We start from the raw sequence: 21,718 nt of genomic DNA, 5'->3' as shown, positions 1-21,718 counted from the left end.
AGTGCCTCACTCACCACTGATCACCTTTCTGTACCAGTGGAACGAGTCGCGCGGAGTGCGTCGCTGGGTCTCGTAGTCGACGTGGACCAGCCCGAACCGCTGCGAATAGCCGGCCTCCCACTCGAAGTTGTCGAGCAGGGACCACACGAAGTAGCCGGACACGTCCGCCGCCTGCGCTGCCTTGAGGTGTCCGTCGAGGAAGGAGATCCGGTCGGCGTCCTCGATCTCGTCCGGGAAGCTGCAGCCGCTCTCGGTGACGTACACCGGCGGCAGGTTCGGGTACCGCTCGCGGAGCTGGGTGATCATCTCCGTCAGCCCGGACGGCACGATCGGCCAGCCGAAGCCGGTCCGCGGGTACTCGCCGATCTCCACCAGCTCGAACGGCAGCGGGTTGCCCTCCGACGGCGACTTCAGCCGCGTCGGGTTGTAGTAGTTCACGCCGTAGAAGTCGAGCGGCTGGTGAATCGTCCGCAGGTCACCGTTCTCGATCGGCAGCCGATCCGCGACTGCGTCGGAATATCGGCCCGACAGAAGTGGGTCCGCGTACAACCAGTTGTGGATTTCGCTGTACGCCTCGGCAGCTGCTACGTCGTTCGGAGCAGCCGGCCAGGCGGGCGTGTGGTTGTTCGCGGTGCCGACCTGGTTCGCGTTGAACGACCGGAGCACTTCCACCGCACGACCGTGAGCGAGGTTCAGGTGGTGGGCGGTCGGCAACGCGTCGAAGAGCAACGTCTTGCCCGGCGCGTGCTCACCGATCGCGTAGCCCTGCAACGTCACCATCGCGGGCTCGTTGATCGGGATCCACAGCTTGACCCGGTCGGCGAGACGGTCGGCGACCAGCGCGGTGTAGTCGGCGAACCGGTCGGCGATGTCCCGGTTGAGCCACCCGCCCTCGGCTTCGAGCTCCAGCGGGGTGTCCCAGTGGTAGAGCGTGACCACGGGGGCGATGCCGACGTCGACGAGCGCGTCGACCAGGCGGTCGTAGAAGTCGAGCCCCTCGGCGTTGACAGGTCCCTTGCCCGTCGGCTGGATGCGCGGCCACGCGATGGAGAACCGGTACGCGTTCACGCCGAGCTGTGTCATGAGCGCAACGTCTTCACGCCAGCGGTGGTAATGATCGCAGGCGACGCTGGCGTTGTGGTTGTCGTGCACCGGAGCGAACTCGTCCCACACGGAGGGACCCCGGCCGCCCTCGTTGAACGCGCCTTCGATCTGAAACGCGGACGTCGACACTCCCCAGAGGAAGTCGCTCATCGATCCTCCAAATGTGAAACTTGTTCGGATCGTAGGCGTGTTGACAGGTTCAGGGAAGTGAAAGAGCCGTACAACAGGCAAGATGGAAGCACCCGAACTACTGGGAGTCGCCGTGACGAGCACCACCCCGCTTCGCCGTCAGCCCGTCCAGCAGCGCAGCGCCAAGCGAGTAGAGCGAATGCTCGAGGCCTGCGCGACCCTCATCGACGAGGTGGGCTACGACGGCGTCACCACGACGTTGATCGCGGAGAGAGCGGGTGTGGCGGTCGGCTCGCTGTACCAGTTCTTCCCGGACAAGAGAGCCGTCGTGCAGGCACTGACCCTGCGCAACGTCGACAGGTTCTCCCAGGGCATCACCGAACGGCTCGAGAAGGCGACCCTCGAGCACTGGTGGGACGCCGTGGACACGGTGTTCGACGTCTACGTGACGATGCACCGCGAGATCCCCGCGTTCGGGAAACTGCACTTCGGCGACGTCGTGGACATGCGGCTGCTGGACGATCGCCGCGACAACAACGCCGTCATCTCCGACAAGATCTCCGAGCTGATCTCCGGCAAGTTCGGGATCCCGATGAGCGAGGTCCAGCTGCCGATCGCGATCGCGGTCGAGGCCGCGGACGCCGTGCTGAAGATGGCGTTCCGGAACAGCTCGACCGGCGACCAGGCGATCCTGCTGGAGGCGAAGGTGCTGGTCAGGGGCTACCTGTCGTCGCGCCTCCCGGCCTAGCCGAAGTTGCGGCGCTCACCGCGGTACGTGGGCACGGTCCGTTCGATCCGGTCACCTCGCACCAGGTGCACCTCGTCGAACCGCTCGAACAGCTCGCCCGCCTTGGCGTGCCGCATCCAGACCCGGTCACCGATCTTCAGCTGCTCGGCGGCCTTGCCGGTGACTGGCGTCTGCACCTCGCCCGCGCCTTCGAGGCCGAGCGTCTTCAGCCCCTCCGGCAGGTACGGCGACGGCTGCCGGTCGGGCGTCGGTGTGCCGGACGCGATGTAGCCGCCGGCGAAGAGCGTTGCCGTGCGCTTGTTCGGCTTGCGGACCACCGACAGCGCGAAGAGCGCCGCGGGCACCGGCTTGAACGACTGGTAGGCGTCGAAGAGGGTCGGGCCGAAGAGGCCGGAGCCTGCCGCGAGCTCGGTGACGGACGGGTCGGAGCCGGTCAGTTCGAGGCTGCCGGTGCCGCCGCCGTTGACGAACTCCAGGTCTGCCACCTGCCTGACGGCGGTGATCGCGGCGGTGCGGCGGGCCACCAGCTCGGGGCCGGACTTGGCCTGGATGAGCCGGATTCCGATGGCGCGCAACGGCTGGCCGGGCGGGTTGTCGCCGAGGCCCGCGATCTGGCCCTCGTACGCCATGACGCCGACGAGCTTGAAGCCTCGCCGTTGGGTGATCCTGGCGGCGAGCGCGCGGGCCTGCTGCGGGGTGTGGATCGGCGAACGGCGCGGACCGATGTGGACGCCGGGCAGCGGGCGCCACGAGACGTCCAGTTCGAGGCACACGCGGATGTCGGAGTGCGGGCCGATCGCGGCGTCCACGAAGTCGAGGTGCTCGATCGAGTCGACCATGATGGTGACGCGCTGACGTGCGGTTTCGTTGGCCGCGAGCTTTTGCAGCGCTGCGCGGTCAGCGGTCGGGTAGGCCACCAGCAGGTCGTCGCTGACGTTCTGCTCCGACAACCACAGCGCCTCGGCCAGCGAGTAGCACATGATCCCGGAGTAGCCGGGCCGTTCGAGTGCCCGGCTCACCAGGTCGCGCACGCGGATCGACTTGCTCGCGACCCGGATCGGATGACCGGCAGCGCGGCGGGCGAGGTCCGCCGCGTTGTGGTCGAAGGCGTCCAGGTCGACGATCGCGAACGGAGGATCCAGGTCCTTCGTCGCGACGTCGAGTCGTGTTCTGCGCATGCACTGACGGTACGTCGTCAACCCTTGAAACGTGAAGAGCTTTCACTTACGTTACTCGCAGGTCACACTCTCTCGTGGAGGTCCGTGTGTGGACGAACTGGGCTAGAACGGCTTCGTGCACGCCTACGCGCGTCGTCCACCCGACGAGCACGGACGAGATCGCGGCGGCGGTCGTGTCCGCCGGCCGTGTCCGCGCGCGGGGCAGCGGTCACTCGTTCAACGACATCGCGGTCGCGCCCGAGGTGGCGCTCGACCTGAACCGTTGGACGGGAATCGTGCGCGCGGACACGGAGTCCGGCCTGGTGACCGTCCGCTCCGGCACCCCGCTGCACGTGCTGAACGCCGACCTGCACCGCCTCGGCCTCGCCATGCCGAACCTCGGCGACATCGACGCCCAGACCATCGCGGGCGCCGTCTCGACCTCCACCCACGGCACCGGCGCCAAGCTCGGCGTCCTGGCCACCGCCATCGCCGAACTGGAACTCGTGCTGGCTGACGGATCCGTCGTCACGTGCTCTCGCTCGGAACGCCCCGACCTGTTCAACGCCGCCCGCGTCGGCCTCGGCGCGCTCGGCATCATCAGCACGATCACGCTCCAGTGCGTGCCGTCGTTCGTGCTGCAGGCCTCCGAGGCACCCGGCCGGCTCGACGCCGTGCTGGAGCAGTTCGACGACCTGTGCGCGGTCGAGGACCACGTGGAGTTCCACTGGTTCACGCACTCCGACCGGGTGATCCTCAAGCGCAACAACAGGATTCCCGAGCCGGCGAAGCCGCTCTCCCGCGCACGCCAGCTCTGGGAGTACGAGGTCATGGAGAACGCCGCGTTCGGCGCGGTGTGCAAGGTGGCCAAGACGTTCCCGCGCTACACCCGCAAGCTGAACGAGATCTGCGGCTCGCTGATCTCCGAACGGTCCTATTCGGACTACTCGCACAACGTCTTCGTGACGCCGCGCCGAGTCCGGTTCGTGGAGACCGAGTTCTCCATCCCGCGCGAGACGCTGATGGACGTCATCGCGGAACTCCGCGCGGTCGCGAACAAGCTCGGCGACCGGGACGCGCTGATCGTGCCGTGCGAGGTGCGAGTCGCGCAGGCCGACGACATCTGGCTGTCCACCGCGTCGGGCCGCGACACCGCGTACATCTCGATGCACCAGGCGCTCGGCATGCAGTACAAGGCCTTCTTCGACGCGTACGCGAGCATCGCCGCGTCCGTCGGCGGACGTCCGCACTGGGGCAAGATGCACGACCTGACGGCGACCGAACTCCGTCCGCTGTACCCGCACTTCGACGACTTCCTGCGGGTGCGGGACGAAGTCGATCCTGGCAGGACGTTCACGAACACCTACCTGGACCGGGTGCTCGGCTAGAGAATCGCGCGAACGGCGTCGGCGACCGGCGTCTCGCCGTTCGTGAGCTCCAGCGTCTTGCCGATCGTCTGCGGCGCGTTGAGCAACTCCGCCAGCACGGCAGCGACGTCCGCCCGAGTGACCGACGCCCGCGGCAACCGGGGCGCTGCCAGCGTGACCAGTCCGGTGGGCGGGTCGTTCACCAACGGTCCCGGCCGCAGGATCGTCCAGTCGAGGTCACGGGACCTGAGGTCTTCCTCGGCCAGCTTCTTGGCCTTGAGGTAGACCGCGAACTCCGGATCCACGGACGGGGAGTCGGCGGACTCGATCCCGACGGTCGACACCTGGACGAACCGCCGCACCCCCGCCTCGACCGCGGCCGAGGCGAACAGGGCGGCGGCCCCGTAGTCCACGGTGTCCTTGCGGGCGGCTCCTGAGCCTGGCCCTGCGCCTGCGGCGAAAACCGCGGCGTCCGCGCCGTTCAAATACGCGGCGACCGAGTCCAGGTCGGAGGACTCGAGGTCGCACAGCACCGGAACGGCTCCGGCTTCCTGCACGTCGCTGAAGTGATCGGGGTTGCGGACCAGTGCTGTCGCCGCGTCTCCACGGGTGGCCAGCTGCTGCTCCAGAAGCAGCGCGATCTGCCCGTGTCCGCCGGCTATGACTACTCGCATGCCCCCGACCGTAGATCAGGAGGCGGTGGCGAGCACCTGCTCGTAGACGAGCTCGTTGACCCAGCGGGTGATGGCGGTGTCCTCGGCCGGCACGGTCTCCTGGCGGCCGGAGACGTCGACCGAGAGGTCCTTCTCGTCGTCGGCCAGCAGGACCGAGACGCCGTAGCGGCGGACGCGCGGCAGGCAGTTCGACAGGTAGTCGTGCGAGAACGCGACCGACTCCGGGAGGACGACCGCGGCGTTGCCGTAGCGGGCGAAGGGGACGGCGGACGCGAGCGCGGTGCGCCAGTGGCGGGCGACGGCCAGGACGCCGACGATGCGGACGGCGGCCGGCGGGACGCGGCCTTCCATCTCCGGCCACACCCACGTGGAAACGGTGGTCTTGTCGGCCTCGGGGCCCGCACCCACGCACACGCGCTCGGCGTGGGCGTCGGCCAGGAGCTCGGCCACGACGACGACCTTGCGGCCCATCAGGACCATCTCCGGCAGAACCACGCCGTGCCAGCCGAGGCGGATCGCCGCAGCGGCTGCCAGCTCCTCGACGGACGCGGGCAGTTCCGGAACCGGGAGCGCGGTGGTCGACAGTCCCTGTGCGCTGCCGGGTGCCGCGATCCTTGCTGGGGTGCTGCTCACGCCAGTGCCTCCTCGCCACCCGCGGCGGGCGATCCGCCGCGTTTCGACTCGTGCTCTGGATAAGGCGTACCAGGAAGCGCGCGGCCCGCCCCCGGGTCACCGCACCCCCTGCGATCGACGGCGCCGACCGGTCGGTGACCGGTCGAAGAGCAGCGCGGGGAGTTCGGTCCTACGGTGCTGCCGTCTGGGTGACGTTAATCCGGTTGGACGCACCAAAAGTGCTGCTCAGAGTGGGTGCGCTACGCGTGGGGACGAAAAGCCGGTCAGCGGCACCGGTCACCGCCCGTCGACCGTTCACCGCGCCAGAACGACCACCTACATGATGATCACGGTCTTGCCAGGCCCGTGACCTGCGAAAACGTCAGTCGCCTCGCGCAGCGGCACCCGGCGGCTGATCGGCACGGTCAGGTCTCCCGCCTGAACCATCGACGCGAGGCGCACGAGCGTTTCCCGCGACCCCTTCATGCCGAAGTTCTGGGCCGGATCGCTGGAGACGTAGTTGGTGTTGAAGGCCAACGGCGCGTAGCGCGCGTTCGCCTCGAACGACGAACGGTCGGCGCTGACGAGATCGATCAGAGCGTCGGCCTCGACGAGAGAGTCGCCCCGGCCGATCGGGATCACCCGCTTGCCGGCCGCACGAGCGATCTGGACGGCGAACGAACCCACGCCGCCGTTCGGCCCGATGATCAGCACGGATTGCGCGGAACCCAGCGACTCGACCAACTGCAGGGCGGTCATACCCGCGGTCGGCAATGCGGCGGCAACGGCGGGATCGAGGTCTTCCGGCAACGGAGCCAACGCGTTCCCCGCCGGAACTGTGACGTACTCGGCGTATGTACCGATGCCGACGGGACGGTGGAAGAACGTTCCGAAAATCCTCTCTCCGGAACCAACGACCTCACCCGCCCCGTCAGTTCCGGGAACCAACGGGAACCGGTGTTCCGCGGAACCGCGAAGCATGCCGTCGACGACTTTGCGGTCGAACGGGTTCACGCTCGCCGCGAACAAGCGCACCTTCAACTCGTTCGGACCCGCTTCCGGCTCGGGAAGCTCCACGAGTTCGAGTTCCGCGCCGAAGTCCGCCGCCGCTATCGCCCACATGCCGACCCCCGAACGAGTGACAGACATCACCTGTTGGATCAAGGAATCTGATACTGCCGATCAACGAAAGAACCCCCCTCGCGGATTCCGCGAGAGGGGTTCCCTCTGTCTTTCGATGGGCAAGGGGGGAGTTGAACCCCCACGTCCTTTCGGACACACGGACCTGAACCGTGCGCGTCTGCCATTCCGCCACTTGCCCCTGGAGACGTGGAGAACACTAGCACGCGTCCAAACCAGGTTCCTAATCGCCCCCTGTAGGCCGGGTCGCACCCGGATACGATCGGTACAGGAGCCCGTCCGAGCGGAAGGAGTTGACGTGGGCCTGCAACGCTTCGAGCGCAAGTTGGAAGGTCTTGTCGGCAACACCTTCGCGCGCGTGTTCGGCGGCAACGTCGTGCCCCAAGAGGTGGCACAGGCGCTGCAACGGGAGGGTGAGAGCAACATCCGCGAGCTCGCGGGTGGCAGACTGCTAGCCCCCAACCACTACAAAGTGTTGCTCGGACCTCAGGACCACGAGCGTCTTGCGGGCGATGAGCAGGATGAACTACGCATCACCCAGCTTCTCGCAGAGGGCCTGCGAGAGCACCTGGCCGAGTCCGGATGGGATACCTATGGTGACGTCGTAGTCTCCCTGGAGCGCTCCGAGGCGCTGCACACCGGACAGTTCCGAACCAGCTCGTCCGTCGACCCCGACGTGAAAGCGGCCAGCCGACGGTCAGCACCACCTCGCACCGCAGGAGACCGATCCATGAGCCAGCCACCCGGCTACGGACAAGGACAGGGCCAGCCCGGCCAGGACCCTTATGGTCAGGGCGGCTACGGCCAGCAGGGTTACGACCAGCAGGGCTACGGCCAGCAACAGGGCTATGGCCAGCAGGGGTACGACCAGGGCTACGGCCAGCAGGGCTACGACCAGGGTTACGGCCAGCAGGGCGGCGGCTACGGCGGCGGCCAGCAGGGCTACGACCAGGGCTATGGCCAGCAGGGTTACGACCAGGGTTACGGCGGCGGCCAGCAGGGCGGCGGCTACGACCAGGGTTACGGCCAGCAACAGGGCTACGGCCAGCAGGGCTACGACCAGGGTTATGGCCAGCAGGGCGGTGGCTACGACCAGGGTTACGGCCAGCCGGGCGGGTATGACCAGGGTTACGGCCAGCAGCCGGCCTACGGCCAGCCTGGCGGCTACGACCAGGGCTACAACCAGGGCGGATACGCCCCTCCGGCCACCCAGGGCGCCAACCGCCAGCTCAACGCGACCCTGCACCTCGACGACGGTTCCAACCGCACGTACAACCTCAAGCAGGGTGGAAACGTCGTAGGACGTGGGCAGGAAGCCGACTTCCGCCTCCCGGACACGGGTGTCTCCAGGCGCCACCTGGAAATCTCCTGGGACGGGCAGAATGCGATGCTCGCTGATCTCGGTTCGACGAACGGGACCACGGTGAACGGCACGCCAGTGCAGACTTGGCAACTCGCGGAGGGCGACGTCGTCCGCATCGGCCACTCGTCACTGGTCTTCCGCACCGCGGGCTGAGGTCGACACGGGCGTCGGTAAGCAACTCAAGGCAGGAGCGGTTACAACCGGTGGCCGAGCTGGTGATGCAGCTGACCAGAGCAGGCTTTCTCGTGCTTCTCTGGCTCTTTGTGCTGGCCGCCCTACGTGTGGTCCGCTCTGATCTTTACGCAGCCTCAGGGCTCCGGGCGTCAGGTCTGCCCGGTTTCCGGAGGTCCGAGAAGTCGGCGAGGGGAAGCAAGGCGCCGCGTCAGCTCGTGGTCACCCACGGTGCGCTGACCGGCACCCGCATCTCGCTCGACGGCAGGCCGATCCTGATCGGCCGCGCTGACGACTCCACTCTCGTCCTGGACGACGACTTCGCGTCGACCAGGCACGCGAGGCTGTCCATGCGCGGCACCGACTGGTACGTGGAGGACCTCGGCTCCACGAACGGCACCTACCTAGACCGAGCCAAGGTCACCGCACCCCTGCGAGTACCTCTCGGCACCCCGATCCGCATTGGCAAAACGGTGATCGAGCTGCGCTCATGACCTTGGTTCTTCGATACGCGGCCCGCAGCGACAGGGGCCTGGTTCGCTCCAACAACCAGGACTCCGTGTACGCGGGCCCTCGCCTGCTCGCAGTCGCCGACGGCATGGGTGGCCACGCCGCCGGTGAAGTCGCGAGCAAGGTGGTCATCGCCTCGCTGGCCCACGTCGACGACGACGAGCCTGGCGACGACCTCCTCGGCAAGCTCCGCGACGCGGTCGCGGCCGGCAACGGCGCCATCTCCGAACTGGTCACGAGCGACCCGGACCTGGAGGGCATGGGCACCACGCTCACGGCCATCCTGTTCGCGGGCAACAGGCTCGGACTGGTGCACATCGGCGACTCGCGCGCGTACCTGCTCCGGGAGGGCACGTTCGCGCAGATCACGCACGACGACACGTTCGTCCAGTCGTTGATCGACGAGGGCCGGATCACGCCGGACGAGGCCGCGAGCCACCCGCAGCGCTCGTTGCTGCTGCGCGCCCTCACCGGCCACGACTTCGAGCCGAGCCTCACCGTGCGCGAGGCACGCGCCGGCGACAGGTTCCTGCTCTGCTCGGACGGCCTGTCCGGCGTCGTCTCGCAGGAGACGCTGGACGAGGCGATCCGCATCCCCGACCCGCAGGCCTGTGCGGACCGGATGATCGAGCTCGCGCTCAAGGGCGGCGGCCCCGACAACGTCACGGTGATCGTGGCGGACGTCGAGGACGTCGACTTCGGCGACGACTACCCGATCGTCGGCGGCGCGGCCGGTGATGGCAGCGAGGAGCACAACACCCCGCCGGACTCCGCTGCCTCCAGGGCGAGCGCGCTCACGCAGCAGCGCCCGCCGATGCCGCAGCGCATGGAGGCACCTCCGCCGCCACCGCAGGACCCGAAGCGCAAGAAGCGCAACGCCATCAAGGCGTTCGCGATCATCTTCGTGCTGCTCCTGCTGACCGCCGCCGTGGCGGTCGGCGGCAAGCTGTGGCTGGGCACCCAGTACTACGTCGGCGCCACCGAGGACGGCCAGGTCGCGATCTTCCGCGGCCTCAACGGCACCGTGCTCGGCTTCAAGCTGTCGTCCAAGGTCGAGGACTCGTGCCCGCCCGGATCGACCGGCTGCACGCCGATCACGCTGAAGGACCTGCAGGAAGGTGGTCGCAAGACCATCACCGCGGGCATCCGCAGCGACAACGGGATCGACGGCGCGCGCGCCGCGGTCAGGTTGCTGCGCACCGAACACCTGCTGCCGTTGTGCAAGGACACGTCGTCGACGTCGAGCAACCAGACCAGCCCGACGAGTCCCACGAGCCCGACGAGTCCCACCACCACGACCAGCCAGGCGCCGGCGAACGGTTCGCCGAACCCGGAGACTCCGACGAGCGAGTCGTCGCCCACCACCGGGCAGAAGGTCGGCGTGGAATGCCGGGAGGGTCCGTAGTTGAAGGGCTCGCCCGTCCCCGCCGGGGAAGGCTCACCATCCGCGTCGGTGGCGACCAGCACGTCGCCAGGACTGCGACCGCCGACGCGGCGCGGCACCGAGCTGGTGATGCTGGCGTTCGCGGCAGGACTCGTGACGCTGGCGCTGATCCTGGTGGAGCTCAACCAGGAGCGGTCGCTCAGCCTGAGGATCATCTACCTCGGTCTCGCGTACCTCGGTCTCTTCGCCTGTGCGCACCTCGCGGTGCGCAGGTGGGCGCCGTACGCCGACCCGGCGATCCTGCCGTGCGTCGCGTTGCTCAACGGGCTCGGCCTGGTGGTCATCCACCGGATCGACCTCGCCATGGAGGGCACCGTCTTCCCGGACGGCTCGACGTGGGACCCTGTAGCGTTCAAACAGGTCATCTGGACCGCGATCGGGTTGTTGCTGTTCGCGGCCACGCTGAAGTTCCTGCCGGACCACCGCACGCTCGCGCGGTTCGGCTACACGTTCGGCCTCGCCGGACTGGTCGCGCTGATGCTGCCCGGTGTGCTCCCCGGCTTCATCGCGCCCGAGATCAACGGCGCCAAGATCTGGCTGCGCGTCGGCCCGCTGTCGATCCAGCCGGGTGAGTTCGCCAAGATCCTGCTGATGGTCTTCTTCGCCGCGTTCCTCGTGTCGAAGCGCGATCTCTTCACCACCGCGGGCCGCCGTTTCCTCGGCATGGACCTGCCGCGCGCCCGCGACCTCGGTCCGCTGTTCGCCGCGTGGGGCGTCGCGGTCGCGGTCATGGTGCTGCAGAAAGACCTCGGCTCGTCGCTGCTGTTCTTCGGCATCGTGCTCGTGCTGCTCTACGTCGCCACCGAACGCGCGGCGTGGGTGGTGCTCGGCGTCGGCCTGTTCTCCGGCGGCGCGGTCATCGCCTGGAAGCTCTTCACGCACGTCCAGCAGCGCGTGGCGAACTGGCAGGACCCGATCGCCCGCTACGACGTGCTCGGCGGCGGCTACCAGATCTCGCAGTCGCTGTTCGGGCTCGCGACCGGCGGCATCGGCGGCGCCGGCCTCGGTGCCGGCCGCCCGGAGATGATCCCCGAGGCGAACACCGACTTCATCACCGCCGTGATCGGCGAGGAGCTCGGCTTCGTCGGCTTCGGCGCACTGCTGCTGATCTACATGGTCTTCGCGCTGCGCGGCCTGCGCGGTGCCATCTCGGTGCGCGACAGCTTCGGCAAGCTCCTCGGCGGCGGTCTCGCGTTCGCCGTGTGCTTCCAGGTGTTCATCGTCGTCGGCGGTGTCACCAAGCTGATCCCGATGACGGGTATCACCGCGCCGTTCCTGTCCTACGGCGGTTCGTCGCTTCTCGCGAACTACATCCTGGTCGCGTTGCTACTGCGAATTTCTGCCGCGGCGAGGGCCCCGCAGCGGGCTCCCAAGCCGAAACCGCAACAACCGGCTATCGCCGACCAGCACACTGTGATGGTGGAGCGTCCCAAATGAACACACCGCTCCGCCGTGTCGGCATGGCCATGATGGTGATGATCGTCCTGCTCCTGGGCAACGCGACCTGGGTGCAGGTGATCAACGCCGACGAGTGGCGCAAGAACCCGTACAACAAGCGGGTGCTCCTCGACGAGTACGCCCGCAAGCGCGGCCTGATCACGGTGGCCGACGGCACGGTGATCGCGGACGTCAAGGAGACGACGGACCGTCTCCGGTACCTGCGCACCTACAACAACGGTCCGGTGTACGCGCCGGTGACCGGCTACCTGTCGGTCACCTACGGCACCTCCGGCATGGAGCGCGCGGAGAACGACCTGCTGAACGGCTCGGACGACCGGCTGTTCGCCCGCAGGGTCTCCGCGCTGATCACCGGTCGCGACCCGGTCGGCGGCAACGTCCAGCTCACGCTGGACTCGAAGGTGCAGCAGGTCGCGTACGACCAGCTGACCGCGAAGGGCTTCACCGGCTCCGTCGTCGCGATCAAGCCGTCGACCGGCGAGATCCTCGCGATGGTGAGCACGCCGTCGTACGACCCGAACCGGCTCGCGAGCCACGACGGGAACGAGCAGCAGGCGGCGTGGAAGGAACTCACCGCCAAGGGCAACGGCAACCCGCTGATCAACCGCGCGACGCAGGGTCTCTACCCGCCCGGCTCGACGTACAAGGTCGTCGTGGCGGCCGCGGCACTCGCCGACGGCAAGGGCAAGGACACCCAGTACACCGCGGCGGGCACGATCAACCTGCCCGGCACGTCGAACGCTCCGTTCCCGAACTTCAACGGCCAGCCGTGCGGCCCCGGCCAGACGGTGTCGATGGAGACGGCGCTCGCCAAGTCGTGCAACACGGCGTTCGGTGAGATGGCGGCGCAGGTCGGCAAGTCCAAGCTGACGGCCCAGTCGAACAAGTTCGGCTTCAACGACTCCGACCTGAAGGTGCCGCTGTCGGTCGAGACCTCGACCCTCGGCGCGATCCAGGACGAGGCCGCGCTCTACCAGAGCGGCATCGGCCAGCGCGACGTGCGCGTGACGCCGCTGCAGAACGCGATGATCGCGGCGACGATCGCCAACGGCGGCAAGAGGATGCAGCCGTACCTGGTGTCGAAGGTGCTGGGGCCGGACCTCAAGCCGATCGACGAGACCGACCCCGACGAGCTCGACACCGCCATGACGACGGCGAACGCCGGCGTGCTGCGCGACATGATGATCCAGTCGGAGATCAACACCGGTGGTGAGGGCCGGCTGGCCAACATCCAGGTGGCGTCGAAGACCGGTACCGCCGAGCACGGCGAGAACGTCTCGCAGAACAAGCCGCACGCCTGGTACATCGCGTTCGCGCCGGCGCAGAAGCCGGAGATCGCGATCGCGGTCATCGTTGAGGACGGTGGCGACCGCGGTCTGGGTGCCACCGGTGGCAAGGTCGCCGCGCCGATCGGGCGCGCCGTGATGAACGCGTACCTGGCGGGTCGCTGATGCTGACCACGGGCCAGCTCCTCGCCGACCGCTACCGCCTCACCAGGCGGATCGCGGTCGGTGGCATGGGCGAGGTCTGGGAAGGCGCCGACGAACGGCTCGACCGCCGAGTGGCCGTGAAGGTCCTCAAGGCCGAGCTCTCCGGCGATCCCGAGTTCCTGCACCGCTTTCGCACCGAGGCGCGGATGACCGCGTCGCTCAACCACCCCGGCATCGCGTCGGTGCACGACTACGGCGAGACCGCGTCCGTCACCGACGGACCGGAGGACACCGCGTACCTCGTGATGGAGCTCGTCGAGGGCGAACCGCTCGCGACGATCATCTCGCGGGGCCGGCTTTCGGCGGACGTGACGCTGGATCTGCTGGAGCAGACCGGAAACGCGCTGCAGGCAGCCCACGAACGCGGGCTCGTGCACCGGGACGTGAAGCCGGGCAACATCATGGTCACGCCGTCGGGGAAGGTGAAGATCACCGACTTCGGCATCGCGAAGGCCGTGGACGCGGCACCCGTGACGCGGTCGGGCATGGTGATGGGCACCGCGCACTACATCGCACCCGAGCAAGCTCTTGGTGGCGAGGCCGAACCCGCGAGCGACGTTTACTCGTTGGCGGTGTGTGGTTACGAATGCCTTGCCGGACACCGGCCTTTTCTGTCGGACAACGCGGTGACCGTCGCCATGATGCACATCCGCGACATCGCCCCGCCGCTGCCGCCGGACGTGCCGCCGGGTGCTCGGGCGTTGATCGAGGCCACGCTGGTGAAGGACCCTCGGCAGCGCTACCGGACGGGTGGCGAGTTCGCCGCCGCGGTGAGCGCGGTGCGGGTGGGCCAGCCGTTGCCGACGCCGTCCGGGTTCACCATGCCCCAGATGGCACCACCGCCCCAGATGGCACCGCCTCCGCCGCCACCCCAGGTCTCGCAGCCGCTGCCGGTTCCGCCGCAGATGCCGCACCACGCGACCGGCCCCGGCCGTCCTGGCACCCATCCCGGCATGCGACCGGCGCACCAGACCGGCACGTTCACGCCGATGCCGACACCACCGGGGAGAAACCGGACCGTCGTCTGGGTTATGGTCGCTCTCCTGGTGACCGTGCTGCTGGTGCTCGGCGTGGTCGTCGTCTGGAAGCTGACCATGAAGCCGAACGACGGCAACGGGCAACGTGGCCTGCAGACCACCGCGAGTTCGACGATCCCTCCGGCGAGCGGACAGGCGAAGCCCGACTCCGCCGACCGGATACCGGGCAACGTGCCGAAGCGGATCGACGAGGACGACTACATCGGGCGTTCCGGCGACGAAGTCAGGACCGAGCTGATCGACCACGGCCTGGAGCCCAAGGTGCAGACCGCGCAGGGCACAACGCCGGGCGACCTGAAGAAGTGCCGGGTCACCGCCATCGCGCCGACAGGCGACTTGGCGGCTGGCTCGCAGGTGAAGGTGACATGCGCGCCATGAGCAAGACCAGAACCGAGTTGGGAACACCGTCGACGAGGAGCGGGACGAAGCACCGATGAGCACTCCGCGACTGCTCTCAAACCGCTACGAACTGGGTGAGACCCTCGGGTACGGCGGTATGTCCGAGGTCCACAAGGGGCGGGACGTCCGCCTCGGCAGAGACGTGGCGATCAAGGTGCTGCGCGCAGACCTCGCCCGCGACGCCCAGTTCCAGGAACGCTTCCGGCGCGAGGCGCAGAACTCCGCCGCGCTGAACCACCCCGCGATCGTCGCCGTCTACGACACCGGCGAGACGCAGACCGAGTACGGCCCGCTGCCGTACATCGTCATGGAGTTCGTCGACGGGCGAACGCTGCGCGACATCGTGAAGACGCAGGGTCCGCTGTCGGGCAAGCGCGCGATGGAGGTCATGGCCGACGTCTCGGCCGCACTCGACTTCAGCCACCGGCACGGCATCGTCCACCGCGACGTGAAGCCGGCGAACGTGATGATCACCAAGTCCGGTGCCGTGAAGGTGATGGACTTCGGCATCGCCCGCGCCGTGCACGACGGCCAGGCCGCGGTCACCCAGACCGCCGCGGTGATCGGCACCGCCCAGTACCTCTCGCCGGAGCAGGCGCGCGGCGAGTCCGTCGACGCCCGTTCCGACGTCTACGCCGCCGGCTGCGTGCTGTTCGAGCTGCTCACCGGTGAGCCGCCGTTCACCGGCGACTCCCCCGTCGCCGTTGCGTACCAGCACGTGCGGGAGGACCCGAAGCCGCCGTCGTCGCTGAACCCGAAGGTGTCGCCGCAGCTCGACGCGATCGTGCTGAAGGCGATGGCGAAGGGTCCGGCCAACCGCTACCAGTCGGCCGCGGAGATGCGGGCCGACCTGGTGCGCGTGCTCTCCGGCCAGCGTCCGTCCGCTCCGGCCGTGATGACGGCCGAGGACCGCACCGCCGTGATGAACGAGCAGGCGTCGCGCGCTCCTCGCACCCAGGTGATGTCCGGTGGCGGCGGCAGGCACCGCCCGGCCGCGTTGAAGTCGGAGCCGGAGGACGACTACGACCCGATCGCCGACGAGGAAGAGGAACGGCGCGCCAGGCGCAAGAAGGCCATCATGATCACGCTGGTGGCCATCCTGTGCATCGCCGTGCTCGGCCTGGCCGCGTGGATCACCAGCAACATCATGGACACCGGCAGCAAGACCACCGACAAGGTGTCGGTTCCGTCGATCGTCGGCCGGAGCCCGCTGGAGGCCAAGGAGCTGATCAACAAGGCCGGTCTCGTGCCGCAGCAGCAGGAGGTCGCCTGTGAGCCGGGTGCGAACGGCGCACCGGCCCCGTGCACGGCCGACCAGATCTCCAAGGTGATCAGGACCGACCCGCCGGAGGGCACCCAGGTGCAGAAGGGTGCGCAGGTCACGATCTTCGTCGGCGCGCCTCCCGGTGAGGCCACCGTGCCCGACCTGAAGGGCAAGACCCCTCAGGAGGCGCAGGCGATCATCGACAAGGACCCCGGCGGCTTCAAGCTCCAGCAGAGCGCCGACCCGGTCGAGGTCGACGACACCAAGCTGCAGGGCAAGGTCGCGTCGCAGAACCCGGAGTCCGGCCTGAAGCTGAAGAAGGGCGGCACGATCACCATCACGCTCGGCAAGGCACCGGACAAGCAGAACGTGCCGAACGTCGTGGGCAGTGACGTGAACGACGCCAAGCAGACGCTGGAGGGTTCGGGCTTCAAGGTCAGCATCGAGCAGACCGACAGCACCAAGCCCGAGGGCCAGGTCGTCTCGCAGACCCCGGCGGGCAACAGCAAGGTGACCAAGGACACGGTCGTCACGCTGAAGGTCTCGAAGGGCAACCAGATCGAGATGCCCGACCTGTCCGGCCTGACCCAGAAGGAAGCCGAGAACAAGCTGAAGTCGCTGGGCTGGAACGGAAACCTGAACGTTCAGCAGCAGCAGGTCAACGACCCGTCCCAGGACAAGACGGTGCTCTCGCAGAACCCGACCAAGGGATCGCCGATCACCAAGGGCGCGACGGTGACGATCACCGTCGGCAAGTTCGGGATCGTGACGACCTAGCGCGGTGGTTGTGCAGGGGGCGGCTTCCTTCGTGGGAGCCGCCCCTTTTTGTTACTGGCGAGCGGCCGCGGCGAGCGTGCGCATGCCGTTCTCGAGCTGCGCGACCGTGGCCTCCGGCACCTCGTAGCCGCAGACCTTGAGCCAGTTGGCGAGCATCCGGTGGCCGCCGTCGGTCAGCACCGACTCGGGGTGGAACTGCACGCCCTCGACCGGAAGTTCCTTGTGGCGCATGGCCATCACGATGCCGGTCTCGGTCTTGCCGGTGACCTCGAACTCCGCGGGAATCGTCTCCGGCAGCACCGTCAGCGAGTGGTAGCGCGTCGCGATGAACGGCTTCGGCACGCCGTTCAGCACACCCTTGCCCTCGTGGAAGACGATGCTCGTCTTGCCGTGCAGCAGTTCCGGCGCGCGGTCGACCGTTCCGCCCCACACCACACCGATCGCCTGATGGCCGAGGCACACGCCGAAGACCGGCTTGCCGGTGTCGGCACACCGCTTGATCACGTCGATGCTCGCCCCGGCGCGCTCCGGTGTACCGGGGCCAGGGCTGACGAGCACGCCGTCGACCTTCGCGATCTCGTCGAGGTCCACCTCGTCGTTGCGCCGCACGACGCACTCGGCCCCGAGCTGGGCGAGGTACTGGACCAGGTTGTAGACGAAGCTGTCGTAGTTGTCGACCACGAGCACGCGCATGTACGAAGCCTAGTCGGTCGCGTCGAGTGAGTTAGCTCTCGTCTTCGTTGAGGTTAGGCTACCCTAAAATAGGTGTCATGAGTCGTCCCTTGCGCGTCGCGGTCGTCGGCGCCGGTCCGGCCGGTGTGTACGCCGCCGACATCCTGACCAAGTCCGACGTCGACGTGCAGATCGACCTCTTCGAGAAGCTGCCGGCGCCCTACGGCCTCGTCCGCTACGGCGTGGCCCCCGACCACCCCCGCATCAAGGGCATCGTCGGCGCCCTGCAGAAGGTGCTCGACAAGCCGCAGGTCCGCTTCTTCGGCAACGTCGAGTACGGCGTCGACATCAAGCTCGACGACCTGCGCCAGTTCTACGACGCGGTCGTCTTCTCCACCGGCGCGTCCGCCGACCGCGAGCTGGACATCCCCGGCATCGACCTGCCCGGCAGCTACGGTGCCGCGGACTTCGTGTCCTGGTACGACGGCCACCCGGACGTCCCGCGCACCTGGCCGCTGACCGCCACGTCGGTCGCGGTGCTGGGCGTCGGCAACGTCGCTCTGGACGTGGCGCGAATCCTCGCCAAGACCGCCGACGAGCTCCTGGTGACCGAGATCCCGCAGAACGTGTACGAGGGCCTGGCGTCCTCTCCGGTCACCGACGTCCACGTGTTCGGCCGCCGCGGCCCGGCCCAGGCCAAGTTCACCCCGCTGGAACTGCGCGAACTCGACCACTCGCCGAACGTCGAGGTGATCGTCCACGCGGAGGGCATCGAGTTCGACGAGGCCTCGATGCACGCGATCAGGACCAACAAGCAGGTCGAAATGATCGTGAAGACCCTCCAGGAGTGGGCGATCCGCGACGTCGGCAACCGCCCGCGCCGACTGCACCTGCACTTCCTGGAGGCCCCGGTCGAAGTTCTCGGTTCCGATCGCGTCGAGGGCCTGCGCACCGAGACCCAGGAACTGACCGGCGACGGCACCGTCCGCGGCACCGGCGTCTTCACGGACTGGGACGTCCAGGCCGTGTACCGCGCCGTCGGCTACCTCTCCACGCACCTGACCGACATCCCGTTCGACCACGTCTCAGGCACGATCCCGCACCTCGCGGGCCGCGTGCTGGACCTGGACGAGGTGCCCATCCCCGGCGTCTACGTCACCGGGTGGATCAAGCGCGGCCCGATCGGCCTCATCGGCCACACCAAGGGCGACGCGCTGGAAACCATCACGAGCCTGCTGGAGGACGCGTCGTCCCTCCCCCGCGCCACCTCGGCTGCGCCGGACGCCATCGTGCAGTTCCTCGAGCAGCGCGGCGTGCCGTTCGTGACGAACGAGGGCTGGCGCAAGCTCGACCTGCACGAGATCGCACTGGGCGCCGCCGAGGGCCGCGAGCGCGTGAAGGTCGTGTCGCGCGAGGAGATGACCGCGATCTCGAACGGCTGACCGCCGTTTCCCCGATGAAGCCGCCATCGTGTGTGGGCGCGATGGCGGCTTCACTAATTTCGGTGGCGATCGCTCGGAGACTGGTCCTGTGAACGACGAGCTCCGCGACCGCCTGCTGCGCCTCAACGCCGCCTTCGTGGCCAACGAGGTGCAGCCGGACGTCGCGGTGCGACTCGCGTGCGATCTGCTGGAGGCGGGCGTGGACTCGCCCGCGTTGCGCGAGCTGGCCGGAGAGTCGCCGACCCGCCTCACCGTCCGCCAGGTGCGGCCGCTGGTCGCCGCGGCACTGGCCGAGCTGCGCCTCCCCGTGCTGACCCGGCACCAGGTGGGCTGGGTGCTCGCCCGCGACGTCGCACGTCAGCTGATCAGCGGTGAGTTGCGGCGGGAGCTCGGGGCGAACCGACTGTGGATCATCGGGCAGTGGCACGGCCTCGACGAGCTCAAGACGGAACTCGCACCGGAGGAGATCATCCGGCGGGCCGAGACCCAGCTCGCCGGGTGGTGACGATCGTGGACCCCGTGCTCCGCTCGCGGCTGCTGCGCCTCAACGCCGGTCTGCTCCTCCCCGACCAGGCCGTGTGGCTGGCGTGCGATCTGCTGCTCGCCGGGTACGAGACACCCGCGCTCGTCGAGCTGGCCGGCGAGTCCCCCACCGACCTGCGGGGCTGCGACGCGGAGGCGCTCGCCGACCGGGTGCTCGCGGAGCTCGGCACATCCCGGCTGAGCGAGGAGGAGTCGAACTGGGTCGAGTGTCGCGACCTCGCCCTCGACGTCATCAGCGGCGAGGTGTCACCCGATGACTGGGCTTACCGCCTCGTGCCGCTCCGCGAGCTCGGGGACGCCGACGAGCTCGACGAACTGAGGATGATCGCGATCCACGACCCCGCCGCGGTGGCGGACCGCGTCCTCCGGTTCGCTCACGAGTGCGTGCGGATCGTGGATGCGCGGCTCACTGGGTGGTGACGTTGTTGAACGGCAGCTTCGGCTCCGCCCACGGGAACACCACGAACATCAGCAGCGCCACGACACCGGCCACCAGCACGACCGCCTCGATGATCCGCAGATACAGCGGGCCCGGCAGGTGCCGCCAGATCCAGCCGTACATCAGCCCTCCGTCATCTCTGGCGGCACGAAGCCGTCGGCCACCGGGTAGCTCTTGGTCTCGATGGCGTGCACGATCAGGCGCTGCCGGTCGGAGAAGCGCGGGTGGCAGGTCGTCAGCGTGAGCAGCCGGGCCTGCTTGTCCGGGGGCACCGTGGTGTTGACCTGGTGCGGGATGGGGGCGATGACCTCGCCCTGGGTCGGCACGACGATCTCCTGGCCCACGGTCTTGGCGTAGGCGTCGCCGTGGGTGGTGGACAGCGGGGCCACACCGGCGCAGGCCGGGTCCTTGGACTTCGGGTTCGATGCCCAGCCCGCCACCTCGTTGCTCATCGGCAGCACCCGGTAGACGAACCACTGGGTCTGGGTCTGCACCACGACGGCGTTGCAGGACTGGAGCAGGTCGAGATCGTTGAACGGGGCGCCCTTGCCGACGCGGTGGCCCGCGATGGCGAAGTTGCCGGGTTCGCCCGGTTGGGCGGTGTCCTTGTAGTGGCCGGGGCCGATCTCGAGGTGCTTGTCGGTGGTGCCCTCGACGACCGAGAACTTCCAGTCGTTGCCGAAGATCGGGATGTACATCTTCGCGAAGGCCTTGCCCTCGATGAGGGTCAGCTTGTTCTGGCGGTTCGGGTCCGACGGGGGCGGCGTGACGGTGTTCGAGCCCCATTCGGAGTCGAGCGCGGCCGTGGCCTCCTCCTGCTTCTCCGCGGAGAGCAGGTCGGTCACGTAGACCTCGTACACGACGAACAGCAGCACGACCAGGCCCATCGTGATGAGGGCCTCGCCGAAGCCGCGCACCGCCTTGCGCGCGAAGCTGTCCGGCGGCGGGGCGGGCTTGTCGTCCTCGTCGTCGTAGTAATCGTCATCGTCGTAGTAATCGTCGTCGTAGTCGTCCTCGTCCTCGACGCGCGGGATCACCTCGGTGGGCGGATCGACCGGGCGGGGACGGGGCGGACGCGGAGGCATTCCCCGCGGAGGCTGACCCATGCCCCGCGGAGGAGTTCCCGGCGGCGGGCCCTGCGGCATCCCGCGAGGGGGCGTTCCCGGCGGCGGGCCGGCTGGACGGCGCTGCGGGGCGCCCGGAGGGGGCAGGCTTCCGGAGAAAGCGCTGGTGAACTGGGTCGCGTCGGGGGGCGGCAGCGGGCGCGGCGACGGTGTGGCCCGCACGTGCTGCAGGTCATCACGACGGGGTGCAGGACGCCGTGGAGGCGGCTGCTGCGGTCCCGAGTTCACCTGAGAACCTCCGCGCGGACTGTGAACTGAAAACAACTGCGTCTGCCAGGTGGTTCGCTGACCACCTTCGCTACGTTAACGTGTCTCCCGAGTAGTGCACGTAAACTTGCGTCACTCACGGATATCCACGTCAGGCGAGGACAGCATGCCCAAGTCGAAGGTCCGGAAGAAGGCGGTCTACACCGCACCCACTGACCGCCGCACGCCGGTCAAGGTCAAGGCAGCGGGGCCGTCTCACCCGGTCTACGTCGTTGTCATGCTCGGCTTCATGCTGCTGGGTCTCGCGTGGCTGGTCGTCAACTACATCGCGGCCGAGAAGATCCCGTTCATGCTCGAGCTGGGCGCGTGGAACTTCGCCATCGGCTTCGCGCTGATGATCATCGGTCTGCTGATGACGATGCGCTGGCGCTAGCCACGCAGGCTCAC

Annotated in this window: 21 protein-coding genes and 1 tRNA gene; 13 read left to right on the top strand and 9 right to left on the bottom strand. The window is 68.3% G+C overall.

Going from position 1 to position 21,718, the window contains the following annotated elements:
• Nucleotides 1–6 precede the first annotated feature (6 nt).
• The gene (locus IEZ09_RS05685) at nucleotides 7–1,254 is read right to left on the bottom strand and encodes a GH1 family beta-glucosidase (protein WP_189252483.1); all 1,248 of its coding nucleotides are present in this window, start codon (nucleotides 1,252–1,254) and stop codon (nucleotides 7–9) included.
• An 82-nt stretch (nucleotides 1,255–1,336) separates the two neighbouring features.
• On the opposite strand from IEZ09_RS05685, the gene IEZ09_RS05680 reads away from it, so the two are divergent.
• Nucleotides 1,337–1,981 (top strand): TetR/AcrR family transcriptional regulator, encoded by a 645-nt coding sequence (locus IEZ09_RS05680; protein WP_370467643.1) that lies wholly within the window; start codon nucleotides 1,337–1,339, stop codon nucleotides 1,979–1,981.
• On the opposite strand, the gene IEZ09_RS05675 is transcribed toward IEZ09_RS05680, so the two are convergent.
• Nucleotides 1,978–3,159 (bottom strand): amino acid deaminase/aldolase, encoded by a 1,182-nt coding sequence (locus IEZ09_RS05675; RefSeq protein WP_189252482.1) that lies wholly within the window; start codon nucleotides 3,157–3,159, stop codon nucleotides 1,978–1,980. The genes IEZ09_RS05680 and IEZ09_RS05675 overlap by 4 nt on opposite strands.
• An 86-nt stretch (nucleotides 3,160–3,245) precedes the next feature.
• Between IEZ09_RS05675 and IEZ09_RS05670 the strand changes: the two genes are divergently transcribed.
• A complete protein-coding gene (locus tag IEZ09_RS05670) occupies nucleotides 3,246–4,526 on the top strand; it encodes a D-arabinono-1,4-lactone oxidase (RefSeq protein WP_229812267.1) in 1,281 nt (426 codons plus the stop codon).
• Here the strand turns inward: IEZ09_RS05670 and IEZ09_RS05665 are convergent.
• The 4 genes from IEZ09_RS05665 to IEZ09_RS05650 form a co-directional block, all read right to left on the bottom strand.
• Nucleotides 4,523–5,179 (bottom strand): NAD(P)H-binding protein, encoded by a 657-nt coding sequence (locus tag IEZ09_RS05665; protein ID WP_189252480.1) that lies wholly within the window; start codon nucleotides 5,177–5,179, stop codon nucleotides 4,523–4,525. The two genes, IEZ09_RS05670 and IEZ09_RS05665, sit on opposite strands and share 4 nt — an antisense overlap.
• A gap of 15 nt (nucleotides 5,180–5,194) precedes the next feature.
• The gene (locus IEZ09_RS05660) at nucleotides 5,195–5,812 is read right to left on the bottom strand and encodes a hypothetical protein (RefSeq protein ID WP_189252479.1); all 618 of its coding nucleotides are present in this window, start codon (nucleotides 5,810–5,812) and stop codon (nucleotides 5,195–5,197) included.
• Nucleotides 5,813–6,127: 315 nt separating this feature from the next.
• Nucleotides 6,128–6,940, bottom strand: a complete 813-nt coding sequence (locus tag IEZ09_RS05655; RefSeq protein ID WP_189252478.1) for an NADP-dependent oxidoreductase — start codon at nucleotides 6,938–6,940, stop codon at nucleotides 6,128–6,130.
• An 89-nt stretch (nucleotides 6,941–7,029) separates the two neighbouring features.
• A tRNA-Leu gene (locus IEZ09_RS05650) sits at nucleotides 7,030–7,112 on the bottom strand.
• 117 nt (nucleotides 7,113–7,229) lie between these two features.
• Between IEZ09_RS05650 and IEZ09_RS05645 the strand changes: the two genes are divergently transcribed.
• From IEZ09_RS05645 to pknB, 7 genes are read left to right on the top strand one after another with little or no spacing between them, the layout of a single operon-like run.
• Entirely contained in the window at nucleotides 7,230–8,447 is a 1,218-nt protein-coding gene (locus IEZ09_RS05645) for an FHA domain-containing protein (protein ID WP_189252477.1), read from the top strand.
• 50 nt (nucleotides 8,448–8,497) lie between these two features.
• Nucleotides 8,498–8,959: an FHA domain-containing protein FhaB/FipA gene (locus tag IEZ09_RS05640; protein ID WP_189252476.1), complete on the top strand. Its 462-nt coding sequence runs from the start codon at nucleotides 8,498–8,500 to the stop codon at nucleotides 8,957–8,959.
• Nucleotides 8,956–10,380 carry a PP2C family protein-serine/threonine phosphatase gene (locus IEZ09_RS05635; RefSeq protein ID WP_189252475.1) on the top strand — a complete coding sequence of 475 codons (1,425 nt, stop codon included), beginning with the start codon at nucleotides 8,956–8,958 and terminating at the stop codon, nucleotides 10,378–10,380. The genes IEZ09_RS05640 and IEZ09_RS05635 overlap by 4 nt, the downstream gene beginning before the upstream one ends.
• Before the next feature lie 48 nt (nucleotides 10,381–10,428).
• Nucleotides 10,429–11,856 (top strand): FtsW/RodA/SpoVE family cell cycle protein, encoded by a 1,428-nt coding sequence (locus IEZ09_RS05630; RefSeq protein ID WP_229812266.1) that lies wholly within the window; start codon nucleotides 10,429–10,431, stop codon nucleotides 11,854–11,856.
• Nucleotides 11,853–13,328: a peptidoglycan D,D-transpeptidase FtsI family protein gene (locus tag IEZ09_RS05625; RefSeq protein ID WP_189252474.1), complete on the top strand. Its 1,476-nt coding sequence runs from the start codon at nucleotides 11,853–11,855 to the stop codon at nucleotides 13,326–13,328. Before IEZ09_RS05630 ends, IEZ09_RS05625 begins: the two co-directional genes overlap by 4 nt.
• Nucleotides 13,328–14,782 (top strand): serine/threonine-protein kinase, encoded by a 1,455-nt coding sequence (locus IEZ09_RS05620; RefSeq protein ID WP_189252473.1) that lies wholly within the window; start codon nucleotides 13,328–13,330, stop codon nucleotides 14,780–14,782. Before IEZ09_RS05625 ends, IEZ09_RS05620 begins: the two co-directional genes overlap by 1 nt.
• Nucleotides 14,783–14,837: 55 nt before the next feature.
• Entirely contained in the window at nucleotides 14,838–16,844 is a 2,007-nt protein-coding gene (gene pknB, locus IEZ09_RS05615; protein ID WP_189252472.1) for a Stk1 family PASTA domain-containing Ser/Thr kinase, read from the top strand.
• A 51-nt stretch (nucleotides 16,845–16,895) separates the two neighbouring features.
• Here pknB and IEZ09_RS05610 read toward each other — a convergent pair whose 3' ends face one another.
• On the bottom strand, nucleotides 16,896–17,537 hold the full coding sequence (locus tag IEZ09_RS05610) for an aminodeoxychorismate/anthranilate synthase component II (protein WP_189252471.1): 642 nt from the start codon (nucleotides 17,535–17,537) through the stop codon (nucleotides 16,896–16,898).
• A gap of 77 nt (nucleotides 17,538–17,614) precedes the next feature.
• On the opposite strand from IEZ09_RS05610, the gene IEZ09_RS05605 reads away from it, so the two are divergent.
• The 3 genes from IEZ09_RS05605 to IEZ09_RS05595 all read left to right on the top strand — a co-directional run bounded on the left by IEZ09_RS05605 (nucleotide 17,615) and on the right by IEZ09_RS05595 (nucleotide 19,921).
• On the top strand, nucleotides 17,615–18,958 hold the full coding sequence (locus IEZ09_RS05605; RefSeq protein ID WP_189252470.1) for an FAD-dependent oxidoreductase: 1,344 nt from the start codon (nucleotides 17,615–17,617) through the stop codon (nucleotides 18,956–18,958).
• An 88-nt stretch (nucleotides 18,959–19,046) separates the two neighbouring features.
• Nucleotides 19,047–19,463 carry a hypothetical protein gene (locus tag IEZ09_RS05600; protein WP_189252469.1) on the top strand — a complete coding sequence of 139 codons (417 nt, stop codon included), beginning with the start codon at nucleotides 19,047–19,049 and terminating at the stop codon, nucleotides 19,461–19,463.
• A 5-nt stretch (nucleotides 19,464–19,468) separates the two neighbouring features.
• Nucleotides 19,469–19,921, top strand: coding sequence for a hypothetical protein (locus IEZ09_RS05595; RefSeq protein WP_189252468.1), 453 nt, complete (start codon nucleotides 19,469–19,471; stop codon nucleotides 19,919–19,921).
• On the opposite strand, the gene IEZ09_RS05590 is transcribed toward IEZ09_RS05595, so the two are convergent.
• Together IEZ09_RS05590 and IEZ09_RS05585 are read right to left on the bottom strand one after the other, a co-directional pair.
• Entirely contained in the window at nucleotides 19,908–20,063 is a 156-nt protein-coding gene (locus IEZ09_RS05590; protein WP_189252467.1) for a hypothetical protein, read from the bottom strand. The two genes, IEZ09_RS05595 and IEZ09_RS05590, sit on opposite strands and share 14 nt — an antisense overlap.
• Nucleotides 20,063–21,025: a class E sortase gene (locus tag IEZ09_RS05585; protein ID WP_189252466.1), complete on the bottom strand. Its 963-nt coding sequence runs from the start codon at nucleotides 21,023–21,025 to the stop codon at nucleotides 20,063–20,065. Before IEZ09_RS05585 ends, IEZ09_RS05590 begins: the two co-directional genes overlap by 1 nt.
• Before the next feature lie 412 nt (nucleotides 21,026–21,437).
• Here IEZ09_RS05585 and crgA point away from each other — a divergent pair, with 412 nt between their 5' ends.
• Entirely contained in the window at nucleotides 21,438–21,704 is a 267-nt protein-coding gene (gene crgA, locus IEZ09_RS05580; protein ID WP_030465604.1) for a cell division protein CrgA, read from the top strand.
• Nucleotides 21,705–21,718 lie beyond the last annotated feature (14 nt).

This window comes from Lentzea flava, assembly GCF_014648475.1.
Classification (GTDB): Bacteria; Actinomycetota; Actinomycetes; order Mycobacteriales; family Pseudonocardiaceae; genus Lentzea; species Lentzea flava.
Note: the sequence above shows the minus strand (reverse complement) of the source record. Positions and strands in the feature narration are given on the sequence as shown.

Bases quoted from the DNA above. Each gene is read 5' to 3' on its own strand.
- IEZ09_RS05685 (WP_189252483.1), bottom strand. From the start codon at position 1,254: ATGAGCGACTTCCTCTGGGGAGTGTCGACGTCCGCGTTTCAGATCGAA.
- IEZ09_RS05680 (WP_370467643.1), top strand. From the start codon at position 1,337: ATGGAAGCACCCGAACTACTGGGAGTCGCCGTGACGAGCACCACCCCG.
- IEZ09_RS05675 (WP_189252482.1), bottom strand. From the start codon at position 3,159: ATGCGCAGAACACGACTCGACGTCGCGACGAAGGACCTGGATCCTCCG.
- IEZ09_RS05665 (WP_189252480.1), bottom strand. From the start codon at position 5,179: ATGCGAGTAGTCATAGCCGGCGGACACGGGCAGATCGCGCTGCTTCTG.
- IEZ09_RS05655 (WP_189252478.1), bottom strand. From the start codon at position 6,940: ATGTCTGTCACTCGTTCGGGGGTCGGCATGTGGGCGATAGCGGCGGCG.
- IEZ09_RS05635 (WP_189252475.1), top strand. From the start codon at position 8,956: ATGACCTTGGTTCTTCGATACGCGGCCCGCAGCGACAGGGGCCTGGTT.
- IEZ09_RS05625 (WP_189252474.1), top strand. From the start codon at position 11,853: ATGAACACACCGCTCCGCCGTGTCGGCATGGCCATGATGGTGATGATC.
- IEZ09_RS05620 (WP_189252473.1), top strand. From the start codon at position 13,328: ATGCTGACCACGGGCCAGCTCCTCGCCGACCGCTACCGCCTCACCAGG.
- pknB (WP_189252472.1), top strand. From the start codon at position 14,838: ATGAGCACTCCGCGACTGCTCTCAAACCGCTACGAACTGGGTGAGACC.
- IEZ09_RS05610 (WP_189252471.1), bottom strand. From the start codon at position 17,537: ATGCGCGTGCTCGTGGTCGACAACTACGACAGCTTCGTCTACAACCTG.
- IEZ09_RS05605 (WP_189252470.1), top strand. From the start codon at position 17,615: ATGAGTCGTCCCTTGCGCGTCGCGGTCGTCGGCGCCGGTCCGGCCGGT.
- IEZ09_RS05590 (WP_189252467.1), bottom strand. From the start codon at position 20,063: ATGTACGGCTGGATCTGGCGGCACCTGCCGGGCCCGCTGTATCTGCGG.
- IEZ09_RS05585 (WP_189252466.1), bottom strand. From the start codon at position 21,025: ATGCCTCCGCGTCCGCCCCGTCCCCGCCCGGTCGATCCGCCCACCGAG.
- crgA (WP_030465604.1), top strand. From the start codon at position 21,438: ATGCCCAAGTCGAAGGTCCGGAAGAAGGCGGTCTACACCGCACCCACT.